Annotated in this window: 10 protein-coding genes and 1 pseudogene; 7 read left to right on the top strand and 4 right to left on the bottom strand. The window is 70.4% G+C overall.

Going from position 1 to position 12,258, the window contains the following annotated elements; all coding sequences use genetic code 11:
• The first annotated feature begins 1 nt into the window (after position 1).
• Together A9O63_RS03595 and A9O63_RS03600 are read left to right on the top strand one after the other, a co-directional pair.
• Positions 2-238 carry a FeoC-like transcriptional regulator gene (locus A9O63_RS03595; RefSeq protein ID WP_069330706.1) on the top strand — a complete coding sequence of 79 codons (237 nt, stop codon included), beginning with the start codon at positions 2-4 and terminating at the stop codon, positions 236-238.
• Positions 239-327: 89 nt separating this feature from the next.
• Positions 328-1,866: a YifB family Mg chelatase-like AAA ATPase gene (locus A9O63_RS03600; protein WP_069330707.1), complete on the top strand. Its 1,539-nt coding sequence runs from the start codon at positions 328-330 to the stop codon at positions 1,864-1,866.
• 63 nt (positions 1,867-1,929) lie between these two features.
• Here the strand turns inward: A9O63_RS03600 and gshB are convergent, their stop codons facing one another.
• The 3 genes from gshB to rsmI are packed head-to-tail and all read right to left on the bottom strand — an operon-like array spanning position 1,930 to position 4,170.
• On the bottom strand, positions 1,930-2,874 hold the full coding sequence (gene gshB, locus A9O63_RS03605) for a glutathione synthase (RefSeq protein ID WP_069330708.1): 945 nt from the start codon (positions 2,872-2,874) through the stop codon (positions 1,930-1,932).
• 58 nt (positions 2,875-2,932) lie between these two features.
• On the bottom strand, positions 2,933-3,286 hold the full coding sequence (locus A9O63_RS03610; protein ID WP_069330709.1) for a YraN family protein: 354 nt from the start codon (positions 3,284-3,286) through the stop codon (positions 2,933-2,935).
• Positions 3,283-4,170 carry a 16S rRNA (cytidine(1402)-2'-O)-methyltransferase gene (rsmI, locus tag A9O63_RS03615; protein ID WP_069330710.1) on the bottom strand — a complete coding sequence of 296 codons (888 nt, stop codon included), beginning with the start codon at positions 4,168-4,170 and terminating at the stop codon, positions 3,283-3,285. The genes A9O63_RS03610 and rsmI overlap by 4 nt, the downstream gene beginning before the upstream one ends.
• Before the next feature lie 82 nt (positions 4,171-4,252).
• Between rsmI and A9O63_RS03620 the strand changes: the two genes are divergently transcribed.
• The 3 genes from A9O63_RS03620 to murJ are packed head-to-tail and all read left to right on the top strand — an operon-like array spanning position 4,253 to position 9,742.
• Complete coding sequence (locus tag A9O63_RS03620; protein WP_069330711.1) at positions 4,253-5,428, top strand: penicillin-binding protein activator; 1,176 nt, start codon at positions 4,253-4,255, stop codon at positions 5,426-5,428.
• On the top strand, positions 5,412-8,204 hold the full coding sequence (locus A9O63_RS03625) for a [protein-PII] uridylyltransferase (RefSeq protein WP_069330715.1): 2,793 nt from the start codon (positions 5,412-5,414) through the stop codon (positions 8,202-8,204). Before A9O63_RS03620 ends, A9O63_RS03625 begins: the two co-directional genes overlap by 17 nt.
• Positions 8,201-9,742 (top strand): murein biosynthesis integral membrane protein MurJ, encoded by a 1,542-nt coding sequence (gene murJ / locus A9O63_RS03630; RefSeq protein ID WP_069330712.1) that lies wholly within the window; start codon positions 8,201-8,203, stop codon positions 9,740-9,742. The genes A9O63_RS03625 and murJ overlap by 4 nt, the downstream gene beginning before the upstream one ends.
• Before the next feature lie 45 nt (positions 9,743-9,787).
• On the opposite strand, the gene A9O63_RS03635 is transcribed toward murJ, so the two are convergent.
• On the bottom strand, positions 9,788-10,474 hold the full coding sequence (locus tag A9O63_RS03635) for a rhomboid family intramembrane serine protease (protein WP_069330713.1): 687 nt from the start codon (positions 10,472-10,474) through the stop codon (positions 9,788-9,790).
• Between the two features lie 91 nt (positions 10,475-10,565).
• Between A9O63_RS03635 and trpS the strand changes: the two genes are divergently transcribed.
• Both trpS and A9O63_RS03645 read left to right on the top strand, forming a co-directional pair.
• On the top strand, positions 10,566-11,609 hold the full coding sequence (trpS, locus tag A9O63_RS03640; RefSeq protein ID WP_069330714.1) for a tryptophan--tRNA ligase: 1,044 nt from the start codon (positions 10,566-10,568) through the stop codon (positions 11,607-11,609).
• Positions 11,606-12,258: pseudogene (locus tag A9O63_RS03645) on the top strand (hypothetical protein); the annotation flags it as partial. The gene trpS and the pseudogene A9O63_RS03645, both read left to right, overlap by 4 nt.

Raw genomic sequence — 12,258 nt, forward strand, 5'->3', positions numbered from 1 at the left:
CATGCTGCTGATCGCTGTCCGTGACTATCTGCGCGAGCGCCACCAGGCGAGCCTCGGAGACCTCGCGCACCGCTTTCGCTGCGATCCCTCCGCCATGCGGGGGATGGTCGAGCACTGGATCGGCAAGGGCAAGGCGCGCGAATTGCCCTGCGCGGCGCTGGCCTGCGGCAAATCCTGCTGCGGCTGCACCAAGGCCCCGGAGGTGATCTACGAATGGGTCGGGGGGCAGCCGCACTGATCCTCTAGGGCAGCGGGCCACGGCCGCCCGAAAGCGGTTAACGCTCGTTAAACCAATTCCGGCTAAGGCTCGGGCGAAAGGGGAAGCCCATGATCGCCCGAGCCTTCACCGTTGCCTTCGAGGGCATCGATCCGCGCAGCGTCGAGGTGCAATGTGCCGTTTCGCCGGGGCTGCCCGCCTTCGCCATCGTGGGCCTGCCCGACAAGGCGGTCTCGGAGGCGCGCGAGCGGGTGCGGACGGCGCTCGCCTCCATGTCCATCGCCCTGCCCTCGCGCCGGATCACCGTGAACCTCTCGCCCGCCGACCTGCCCAAGGAAGGCTCGCACTTCGATCTCGCCATCGCGCTCGCGCTTCTGGCCGCGCTCGAGATCGTGCCCGCCGAAGAGGTCGAGCGGATCCTCGCCATCGGAGAACTGTCGCTCGACGGGCGCCTCGTCCCGGTCGCGGGTGCCCTTCCGGCCGCGGTCGCGGCCGCCGAACAGGATCGCGCGCTCCTCTGCCCCCGCGGCTCGGGGGCGGAAGCGGCCTGGGTCGGGGCCACGGAGGTCCTCGCAGCCGCCTCGCTCGACCAGGTGGTGCGTCATTTCACCGGACAGGCGTCGATCCCGCCCGCCGAGGCGGGCGAGGTGAACGACCGGCCCGCGGCCTCGGTCGATCTGGCCTCTGTCAGCGGGCAGGAGCGGGCCCGGCGCGCGCTGGAGATTGCCGCAGCCGGGCGGCACCATCTGCTGATGATCGGGGCGCCCGGGTCTGGGAAGTCTCTGCTCGCGCGCTGCATGCCCGGCCTTCTGCCGCCGATGACACCGGCCGAGGCGCTCGAGACCTCCATGATCCATTCGCTCGCGGGCAAGCTCAGCGAGGGCGGGATCAGCCGGGCGCGCCCCTTCAGCAGCCCCCATCACACGGCCTCGCCCGCGTCCATCGTCGGCGGCGGCCGCCGGGCCGGGCCGGGCGAGGTGAGCCTCGCCCACAATGGTGTCCTTTTCCTCGACGAACTGCCCGAATTTCCGCCGCGCGTGCTCGACACGCTGCGCCAGCCGCTCGAGACCGGCGAGATCATGGTGCCGCGCGCCGATGCCCGCCACCGCTACCCGTGCCGCTTCCTGCTGATCGCGGCCGCCAATCCCTGCCGCTGCGGCCATCTCGCGGATGCGTCCAGGGCCTGCAGCCGCGCCCCCACCTGCGGAGAGGACTATCTCGGCCGGATCTCGGGCCCGCTCATGGACAGGCTCGACCTGCGGATCGAGGTGCCCCCGGTCGGTTGGGTCGACGGACGGCTGCCGGCCGCCACCGAGAATTCGGCCACCGTCGCCGCGCGCGTCGCGGCCGCCCGGGCCCTCCAGACGCGGCGTTACGACGGATTGGCCGGGGTGCGGGTGAATGCGGATGCAGAAGGCCCGCTGCTCGAGGAGGTGGCCGCTCCCGACGCCGAGGGACGCGCGCTCCTCGCCCGGGTGGCGGAGCGGTTCGGCCTGTCGGCGCGGGCCTATCACCGGATCCTGCGGGTGGCGCGCACGATCGCGGATCTCGACGGCGCGCCGGAGGTGCGCCATCCCCATCTGGCGGAAGCGGTGAGCTACCGCCTCACCGCCACCAGGCCGAGGATCACTCCCGCCACGCAGGGCTGACGGGCCCGCAGCTCTTCCGGGCGCCGGAGAGGGTGAATGGCCGGCTCGAAGCCCCGAGGCCGGTCAGCCGCGCCTGCGGGCTTCGATCACCTCCCAGATCCGCGCGGCGCCGTTGGTGCCGTCGAATCGCTCGAGCTCCTGCAGGCCGGTAGGCGAGGTCACGTTGATCTCGGTCAGCCAGTCGCCGATGACGTCGATCCCCACGAAGATCTGCCCCTTCTCGCGCAGCACCGGCCCCAGCGCCGCGCAGATCTCGCGGTCGCGATCGGTCAGGCTCACCTTCTCGGCCCGGCCGCCCACATGCATGTTCGACCGCGTCTCGCCCGCCTGCGGCACGCGATTGATGGCCCCGATGGGCTCGCCGTCGACGAGGATGATCCGCTTGTCGCCCTTCTCGACGGCGGGCAGGAACTTCTGCGCGATGAGCGGCTCGCGGCTCATCGAGGTGAAGAGCTCATGCAGCGAGGAGAGGTTCCGGTCGTTCGGGTCCAGCCGGAAGACGCCCGCGCCCCCGTTGCCGTAGAGCGGCTTCAGGATGATGTCGCCATGCCGCTCCTTGAAGGCGCGGATCGTGGCCAGATCGCGCGCGATGGTGGTGGGCGGGATCAGATCGGGGAAACGCAACACGAGAAGCTTCTCGGGCGCGTTGCGCACCCAGAACGGATCATTGACCACCAGCACCTCGGGCATCAGCAGCTCGAGGATATGGGTCGTGGTGATATAGCCCATGTCGAAGGGCGGATCCTGCCGCAGCCAGACCACGTCGAACTCGCCGAGATCGACGGTCGTGGTCTCGCCGTAGCTCACATGGTTGCCCTTCTCGCGCCGGAGCTCGATCCAGCACCCCCGGGCCGTCACCCGACCGTCGTCGTAGGCGAGATGGTCCGGCGTGTAGAAGAACAGCCGATGCCCGCGGGCCTGGGCTTCCAGCGCGATGCGGAACGTGCTGTCCGCATCGATATTGACCGATCCGATCGGATCCATCTGAAGGGCGACGTTCAGGCTCATGCGCATCTCCTGCCGAATGGGCCCTTGATGGCGCAGCGCCCGGACGGTTGCAACCGGATCAGGCGGCGAAGGCGTTCTCGATGATCTCGACCCGGCCCAGCGCATCGACGAGGGCCACGTCGAACCGGCTGGCGGTCAGCTGCCCCCGTGGCTCTCCGGCCAGAAACTCCGAGGCAGCGCCATAGATGCGGCCCATCTGCCGGCGCGAGAGCCGGGCCGCGGCGGCGGCATGGCTCGTGCTCTTCTTGACCTCGATGAAGATCACCTCGGCCCCCTCGCGGGCGATCAGATCGATCTCGCCCGAGTGGCCCCGCCAGCGCCGGGCCGCCACCGGCCGCCCCGATCGGTCGTAGATCCGGGCCACCGCCTCTTCGGCCGTCCGGCCCGCGTGATAGGACACTTCTCCGCTCATCGCTCCTCCGCCAGCCGCAGCGCGGCCTGATAGACGTCCCGCCGGGGCAACCCAAGCTGCCCGGCCACCGCCGCCGCGGCCTCCTTCACCGACATGGTCCCGAGCGCCGCGACCAGCGCCGCCTCGAGATCCTCGGGCCCCGCCTGCACCGGCGGGGCGCGGTCGACCACCACCACGATCTCGCCCTTGACGGAACGGTCGCCGAAGTCCTTGGCGAGGAGATCCAGCGGGCCCCGCGACACTTCCTCGAATCGCTTGGTCAGTTCCCGGCAGACGGCGGCCTGCCGGTCTCCCAGCACTACCGCCATATCCTCTAACGTCTTGTGAATGCGCTTGGGAGATTCGTAGAGAACCAGCGTCGCGGGCACGGGCGCGAGCTCGGCCAGGAACTTGCGGCGCGCCGAAGCGGTGGCGGGGGGAAAGCCTGCGAAGAGGAAGCGGTCCGTGGGCAGCCCCGAGACGGTCAGCGCGGCGAGCACGGCCGAGGGACCGGGCGCGGCCAGCACCGGATGGCCGGCCGCGATCGCCGCGCGGCCGAGCTGGAAGCCCGGATCGGCCACGAGCGGCGTGCCTGCCTCGGAGGCATAGGCCACGCTCCGCCCCTCGGCGAGCGCCCGGAGAAGGCGCGGGCGCGCCGCCTCGCCATTGTGGTCGTGATAGGCCACGAGCGGCCGCCCGCCGAGCGGAATGCCGTGGATCTCCATCAGATGGCGCAGCGTCCGCGTGTCCTCGGCCGCCAGCACATCGGCCGCCCGCAGGATGTCGAGCGCCCTGAGCGTGATGTCGCGCGCGGCTCCGATCGGCGTTGCGATGAAATGCAGCCCGGGCGCGAGCGGCCGGGCCCCGCCGGGGCCGCTCTCCGGCTCGGCTTCGCCGATGGTCATGGGGGCGCTCCTTCCAAAGTTGCCATCCCGGATGCGACCGCATAGGCTCGGTCGCAACATTGCAACGGGATGAGGAGCCAGCATGTTGTCCGTTCTCAGCCGCGCCCGCAAGTCGCTGGGCCGCGCCGCCCTGGCGCTCGCCGCGCTGGGCGTCGCCGCCTGCGAACCCGTCGCCATGACCGGCGGGGGCCCGGCCGTGGACAGCTCGAAACCGGTGCCGGTGGCGCTCCTCGTGCCCGCGGGCTCGGGGCAGGCCAGCGACGAGCTTCTGGCCCGCAGCCTGCAGAACGCGGCCCGCCTCGCCGCCGCCGATCTGGGCAACGTCCAGATCGACCTGCGGGTCTACAACACCGCGGGCCAGCCCTCGCAGGCCGCGAGCGTCGCGTCGCAGGCGGTGGCCGACGGGGCGAAGATCATCCTCGGACCCGTCTTCGCGCAGGAAGCCAATGCCGTGGGCGCCGCCGTGGCGCCGAGCGGCGTCAATGTGCTCAGCTTCTCGAACAATCCCGACATCGCGGGCGGCAACGTCTTCGTCCTCGGCCCGACCTTCCAGAACACCGCCAACCGGCTCGCGAGCTATGCCGTCCGTCAGGGCAGCGGCCGCATCATGGCCGTGAGCGACCGCACCCCGGCGGGCCAGTCGGGGCGCGCCGCCATCGAGCGCGGCGTGGCCCAGGCCGGCGGCACGCTCGTGGCCTCGATGGATTACGAATTCTCGCAGAACGGCATCGTCTCGGCCGCGCCGGGCATCGTCGAGCGCGCGCAGGGCACCAATGCGCAGGCGCTGTTCCTGACCGCCGACACGGCGGGCGCGCTGCCGCTCGTGACCCAGGTGCTGCGCGAGAACGGGCTGCCGCAGGAGACCGCCCGCTTCATCGGCCTCACGCGCTGGGACATTCCCTCGGCCACCCTCTCGCTGCCGGGCGTCCAGGGCGGCTGGTTCGCCCTGCCCGACCCGGGCGTCTACGGCCAGTACGAGCAGCGCTACCGCGCAGCCTACGGCGAGGCGCCGCATCCGATCTCGGGGCTCGCCTACGACGGCGTGGCCGCCGTGGGGGCGCTTCTCAAGCGCGGCGCCTCGGACGGGCTCAGCGGTCGCGCGCTCACCCAAGGCTCTGGATTCGTCGGCGTGAACGGCATATTCCGGCTGCGCAGCGACGGCACCAACGAACGCGGATTGGCCGTCGCCCAGATCCGCAACAATCAGGTGGTAGTGATTGACCCCGCGCCGCGAAGCTTCGGTGGCGCCGGCTTCTGAGGCCGGCCCCGCGCAGGATCCGCTCTTCTCGGGGCTGATCCTGCCCCGCTCCCGCATCCTCGACCCCGAGGCGCTGACGCGCAGCATCCTGGCCGAGATCGACGCGGCCGGTCCGCTCGATCCCAAGGCCGCCCGCGCCATCGCCGTGCGCCAGATGACGGAGGCGAAGGCCGCGGGCAATCGCGCCCTGTCGGAGACGTTCGAAGCCCGACCGCGCGAGGCGCGCGGCCTGATCCGCGCGCAGGCCGCGCTGACGGACGGGCTCGTGACCACCGCGCTGCGCGTGGCCTGCGAGCGGCTGCACCCGCTGGCCAATCCGACCGAGGCCGAGCGCATCGCCGTCCTCGCGGTGGGCGGCTACGGCCGGGCCGAGATGGCGCCCCATTCCGACGTGGACCTGCTCTTCCTCACGCCGTGGAAGATCACGCCCTGGGCCGAGATGGTCATCGAGAGCATGCTCTACATGCTCTGGGACCTGCGGCTGAAGGTCGGCCATTCGAGCCGCACGGTGAAGGACTGCCTGCGCCTCGGGCGCGAGGACATCACGATCCGCACGGCGCTCCTCGAACATCGCTTCCTCGCGGGGCACGCGCCGCTCGCGGCCGAGCTCGACGAGACGCTCTGGAACGACCTCTTCCGCGGCACGGGCCCGGAATTCATCGACGCCAAGCTCGAGGAGCGCGGCCAGCGCCACAAGCGGCAGGGCGGCCAGCGCTATGTGCTCGAACCCAACGTCAAGGAGGGCAAGGGCGGGCTGCGCGACCTCCAGACGCTCTACTGGATCGGGAAGTATCTCAACCGCGTCCCCTCGCCCTCGGGCCTCGTGGCGGCGGGCCTGCTCACGCGGGACGAGTTCGAGACCTTCGAGCGCGCCGAATCCTTTCTCTGGGCGGTACGCTGCCACCTGCATTACGCCACCGGCCGCGCGACCGACCAGCTGACCTTCGACCTGCAGGTCGAGGTGGCCGCCCGCATGGGCTATGCCGACACCCGCGGCCGCCGCGGGGTCGAGGTCTTCATGCAGGATTATTTCCGCCAGGCCACCCGCGTCGGAGAGCTGACCCGCGTCTTCCTCGCGCAGCTCGAGGCGCGCCACGAGAAGCGCGAGCCCAAAATCATGGGCCTCTTCCGGCGCAAGAAGCGGCTGAAGCCGGACTACAGTCTCGTGAACGGCCGGATCGACGTGCTCGATCCCAAGGCCTTCCTCGCCGACAAGCTGAACCTCCTGCGCATCTTCGAGGAGGCGCTGCGCACGGGCCTCTTGATCCATCCGGGCGCCATGCGGCTGATCGCGGCCAACCTGCATCTGATCGACGAGGAGATGCAGCACGACCGCGAGGCGAACCGGATCTTCCTCGACACGCTGCTGCGCCACGGCAATCCCGAACGGGCGCTGCGCCGGATGAACGAGCTGGGCGTGCTCGGCGCCTTCATCCCCGAGTTCGAGCGCATCGTGGCCATGATGCAGTTCAACGTCTACCACCACTACACGGTGGACGAACATACGATCCAGTGCATCTCGACGCTGGCCCAGATCGAGCGGCACGAGCTGGATGAAGAGCTGCCCATCGCCAACCGCATCCTGACCGACGGGATCAGCCGCCGCGTGATCTATGTGGCGCTGCTCCTGCATGACATCGGCAAGGGCCGGCCCGAGGATCATTCGATCCTCGGCGCCCAGATCGCCCGCCGCGTCGCGCCCCGCTTCGGCCTGACCACCGAGGAATGCGAGACGGTGGAATGGCTTGTCCGCTACCACCTGCTCATGTCCGACATGGCGCAGAAGCGCGACATCGGCGACCCGCGGACGGTGCGCGACTTCGCCAAGGCGGTGCGGTCGAAGAAGCGGCTCGACCTGCTGACCGTGCTGACCGTCTGCGACATCCGCGGCGTGGGCCCCGGCACCTGGAACAACTGGAAGGCGCAGCTTCTGCGCAAGCTCTACCGCGACACGGTGACGGCGCTCGATGCGGGCCTCGAGAGCCTGAACCGCGAGAACCGCGCGGACGAGGCCAAGCGCGCGCTGCGCGAACTGCTCGAGGAGTGGGATCCGAAGGATCTGCGGGCAGAGCTCGCGCGCCACTATCCCCCCTACTGGCAGGCGCTCTCGAACGCGACGCATGCGGTCTTCGCCCGGATGCTGCGGGGCCTCGGCGAGACCGAGATCCGCATCGACCTCGACCCCGATCCCGACCGCGACGCCACCCGGGCCTGCTTCGCGCTGGCCGATCATCCGGGCATCTTCTCGCGGCTGGCGGGGGCGCTGGCGCTGGTCGGCGCCAATGTCGTCGATGCGCGGACCTACACCACCAAGGACGGCTATGCGACCGCCGTCTTCTGGATCCAGGATTCCGAGGGCTCGCCCTACGAGATCAGCCGCCTGCCCCGCCTGACCAGCATGATCGACAAGACGCTGAAGGGCGAGGTCGTGGCCCGCGAGGCACTGAAGGACCGCGACAAGCTGAAGAAGCGCGAGGCGCAGTTCCGCTTCCCGACCCATATCGCCTTCGACAACGAGGGGTCCGACATCTACACGATCATCGAGGTCGACACGCGCGACCGCCCGGGCCTGCTCTACGACCTGACGCGGACGCTGGCCGCCAACAACATCTACATCGCCTCTGCCGTGATCGCGACCTACGGGGCGCAGGTCGTGGACAGCTTCTATGTGAAGGACATGTTCGGCTTGAAGCTGCACCAGAAGAACCGGCAGGAGACGCTGGAGAAGAAGCTCCGTCAGGCGATCGTCGAGGGCGCGGAGCGGGCAAAGCAGTGAAGCCGATCTCTCTCGCCCGCGGGTTCCTGACGGTCGGCGGCTGGACGCTGCTCAGCCGCGGCGCAGGCTTTGCCCGCGACGTGATGATGGCGGCCTATCTGGGCGCGGGCCCGGTGGCCGAGGCCTTCCTCGTCGCCTTCTCGCTGCCCAACATGTTCCGCCGCTTCTTCGCCGAGGGCGCCTTCAACATGGCCTTCGTGCCGATGTTCGCGAAGAAGGTGGAAGGCCAAGAGGATGCGAAGGCCTTTGCCCGCGACGCCTTCTCGGGGCTGGCCGGGATCCTCGTTGTCTTCACGCTTCTGGGCACGCTGCTCATGCCCTGGCTCGTCCTTGCCATGGCCTCGGGCTTTGCGGGCGATGCGCGCTTCGACCTCGCGGTCGAGTTCGGGCGCATCGCCTTTTCCTACATCTTCTTCATCTCGCTGGTGGCGCTCCTGTCGGGGGTGCTCAATGCCTTCGGCCGCTTCACCGAGGCGAGCTTCGTGCCGGTGCTGATGAACCTCATGTTCATCGCCGCCATGCTGGTCGCCGACCGGCAGGGCTGGGACATGGGCCTCACGCTCGCCTGGACGGTGCCGGTGACGGGGGTGGCGCAGTTCCTCTTCACCTGGTTCGCGGCGCGGCGGCTGGGCTTCACCCTCTGGCCGCATCTGCCGCGCCTGACGCCGGATCTGAAGCGCCTCGCCGTGATCGCCGCCCCGGCCGTGCTGGCGGGCGGCGTGGTGCAGGTGAACCTCCTCGTCGGCCGTCAGGTCGCGAGCTTCACCGAAGGCGCGGTGGCCTGGCTCTCCTATGCCGACCGGCTCTATCAGCTGCCGCTGGGCGTCGTGGGCATCGCCATCGGCACGGTGCTGCTGCCCGACCTCTCGCGCCGGCTGCGGGCGGGGGACGAGGCCGGAAGCCGCGCCTCGTTCAACCGCGGCACCGAATTCGCGCTGATGCTGACGCTGCCCGCCGCCGTGGCGCTGGTGGTGATCGCCCTGCCGCTGACGCAGGTGCTGTTCCAGCGCGGCGCCTTCGGAGAGGAGGACGCCTGGAACACCGCCCTGGCGCTCGGCGCCTACGGGCTGGGGCTGCCGGCCTTCGTGCTCCACAAGGTGCTGCAGCCTCTCTATTACGCGCGCGAGGACACGCGGCGGCCGTTTCACTATGCGGTCGTCTCGATGGTCGTGAACCTCGCCTTCGCGATCGGGCTGATGCCGGTCATGGGCTTTCTGGCGGCCGCCCTCGCCACCACCGTCTCGGGCTGGGTCATGGTCTGGCAGCTCTGGGCGGGCTCGCGCGGGATGGGCGCCGCAAGCCGCCTCGACGAGCGGCTGCGCGCACGGCTGCCGCGGATCGTGGCGGCCGCGCTGTTCATGGGGCTGGTGCTCCATTGCGCGACCGGGCTGCTCGGGCCGCTCCTCGCCGAGCCGGGCTGGCGCTATCCCGGTCTGGCAGCCCTCGTGGCCGCGGGGATTGCGAGCTATTTTGGCGCGGGCGCGGCGATCGGCGCCTTCCGCCTCTCGGATCTTAGGTCGCTCCGCCGCCGCGCCTGAGGGCGCGCGGCCCCGCGCCTCGGCCGAGGCTGTCCGGCAGGGCTCTCAGCGGCGGCGCAGCTTCTCCCTCACCCGCGCCCAGCCGCCGGGGCTCACGGCGAAGGACAGAAGGAATCCCGTCGCGAAGCCCGCGAGATCGGCCACCCAGTCGTAGCCGCCGCCGAAGAGGAGGCCGAACAGCAGCTGGATGCCGAGCAGCATCCCGATCAGCGAGAAGGCGCGGAACTGGTTGCCCCCCGTCGCGGCAAGCCGCGTCCAGATCAGGAAGGTGAAGGCGCCCACCAGCCCGTAATCGGCCGGATAGGCGCCGATCAGCGGAGCCCGCACGCCTGGGATCGCCGCATAGGCCAGCGCCCCCACCACGGCCGCGCCGAGAAAGACCACCGCCACCGCCCAGGGCCGGAACACCTCGCCCACCATCTTGCCGAGCGCGAGCAGGATCACCACCGCCATCAGCGCATGGAGGAAGGTGGCATGGACCAGCGGATAGGACACGAGCCGGATCATCCCCTGCCAGGGGTAGGTGTGGGTCTCGAGCATCGCCCGCATGAGGTCGGGCGAGAAGGCGAACCGCTGCCAGGCGTCGAGCCGCCAGCCCTCGCCCGCGCCGCCGCCCACGATCCCGCTCGCGCCCAGCGCCACCACGGCTTCCATGGCGACGATCGGCAGGGCCAGCAACCAGACCACCGCCGGCATCGGATTGACCGGCGAGGCATTGTAATTGTCACGCATGGGGCACCCCGTCTGGCGCGGGCCGTCACATTGACGGCCCCTGTCCCGGGGGATAAGGCCAATGACCCCCTTTTCCCAGACGGAGCCAACCATGACCGAGCCGGTCCAAACGCCTCAGGTCTTCCCCACCCGGGTCTTCTCCGGCATCCAGCCCTCGGGCGGGCTGACGCTGGGCAACTATCTCGGCGCGCTGAAGCGCTTTGCCGAGATGCAGAAGGACGGGGTCGAGACCATCTATTGTGTCGTCGACATGCATGCCATCACCGTCTGGCAGGATCCCGCGAAGCTGCGCCAGCAGACCCGCGAGATCGCGGCCGCCTTCCTCGCCGCGGGCGTCGATCCGGCGCGCTCGATCCTCTTCAACCAGAGCCAGGTCACGGCCCATGCCGAGCTGGCCTGGATCTTCAACTGCGTGGCCCGCATGGGCTGGATGAACCGCATGACGCAGTGGAAGGACAAGGCGGGCAAGAATGCCGAGGCGGCCTCGCTCGGCCTCTTCGCCTACCCCGCGCTGATGGCGGCGGACATCCTTGCCTATCGCGCGACCCATGTGCCGGTGGGCGAGGACCAGAAGCAGCATGTGGAGCTGACCCGCGACATCGCGATCAAGTTCAACAACGACTTCGGGGTGAATTTCTTCCCGGTGACCGAACCCGTGATCGAGGGCGTGGCGACCCGCGTCATGAGCCTCCGGGACGGCACGAAGAAGATGTCGAAGTCCGATCCGTCCGACCAGAGCCGGATCAACATGACCGACGATGCCGACACGATCACCCAGAAGATCCGCAAGGCCAAGACCGACCCCGAGCCGCTGCCCGACAGCATCGAGGGGCTGAAGGAGCGGCCCGAGGCGCGCAACCTCGTGAACATCTACGCCGCCCTCTCGCGCTCCACGCCCGAGGCGGTGGTGGCCGAGTTCGCGGGCGCGCAGTTCGGCGCCTTCAAGCCGAAGCTCGCCGAACTTGCGGTGTCGGTCATGGCGCCGATCAGCGACGAGATGAACCGGCTGATGGCCGATCCCGCCGAGATCGACCGCATCCTCGGCGATGGCGCGGACCGGGCCGAGGCTCTGGCCCGGCCGGTGCTCGACGAGGTCCATGACATCGTCGGCATGATCCGCTCGCGGCGCAGATGATCCGGCGGCTCGCCCGGGCGGTCCTCGGCCTTGCGCTGATGGGCTCGCTCGCGGCGACCGGCCTCACGGCTGCGCGGATCGCCCGCGAGCCCGCGCTCACGCCCTTCACCGAGGCGGCGGCGGACGAGATCCGCGCCGCCTCGGACCGCGCCATGGCCCGCCATGCTCCGCCCGGGGCGATCCTCGCCCGACTGGCCCTGCGGCTGGCCGAGGAGCCGCCGAACCCCGTCGCCGTCGAGGCGCTGGCGGAGCTGGCGGCGGAACAGGACCTGACCCTGCCCCCCGAGACCGCCGCCCGCCTCAAGGAGCTGCGCGAGGAGACGCTGTGGGAGGATGCCGCCGGCTGCCTCGCCTGCCTCTGGGACGCGGCCTCCTGCAGCCTCTCGGCCGAGCTTCTCTGTCAGGCGCCCATGGTGCTGACCCCCGCCGGCGATGTGGCGGGGCTTGCGCGCGCCGGTCAGGCCTGGGCCAGCGGCTCCGAGGTGGACCGGGTGGATCTCGCGCTCTCGACGGTGGGCCTCGGGGCCACGGCGGCGGTGCTGGTCTCGGGCGGCAGCTCCGCCACGGTGAAGGTGGGGGCGGGCCTTCTGCGGATGGCGCACCGGATGCGGCTTCTCTCGCGGCCGCTCGCCCGGCTCGTCACCCGCAC

This window comes from Cereibacter johrii (genome assembly GCF_001720585.1).
Classification (GTDB): Bacteria; Pseudomonadota; Alphaproteobacteria; order Rhodobacterales; family Rhodobacteraceae; genus Cereibacter_A; species Cereibacter_A johrii.

What these genes read in the sequence shown, in the direction of transcription:
- A9O63_RS03610 (WP_069330709.1), bottom strand. Translation starts at nt 3,286, where the DNA reads ATGAGCGGAGAAGTGTCCTATCACGCGGGCCGGACGGCCGAAGAGGCG.
- A9O63_RS03635 (WP_069330713.1), bottom strand. Translation starts at nt 10,474, where the DNA reads ATGCGTGACAATTACAATGCCTCGCCGGTCAATCCGATGCCGGCGGTG.
- A9O63_RS03595 (WP_069330706.1), top strand. Translation starts at nt 2, where the DNA reads ATGCTGCTGATCGCTGTCCGTGACTATCTGCGCGAGCGCCACCAGGCG.
- A9O63_RS03620 (WP_069330711.1), top strand. Translation starts at nt 4,253, where the DNA reads ATGTTGTCCGTTCTCAGCCGCGCCCGCAAGTCGCTGGGCCGCGCCGCC.
- rsmI (WP_069330710.1), bottom strand. Translation starts at nt 4,170, where the DNA reads ATGACCATCGGCGAAGCCGAGCCGGAGAGCGGCCCCGGCGGGGCCCGG.
- A9O63_RS03600 (WP_069330707.1), top strand. Translation starts at nt 328, where the DNA reads ATGATCGCCCGAGCCTTCACCGTTGCCTTCGAGGGCATCGATCCGCGC.
- gshB (WP_069330708.1), bottom strand. Translation starts at nt 2,874, where the DNA reads ATGAGCCTGAACGTCGCCCTTCAGATGGATCCGATCGGATCGGTCAAT.
- trpS (WP_069330714.1), top strand. Translation starts at nt 10,566, where the DNA reads ATGACCGAGCCGGTCCAAACGCCTCAGGTCTTCCCCACCCGGGTCTTC.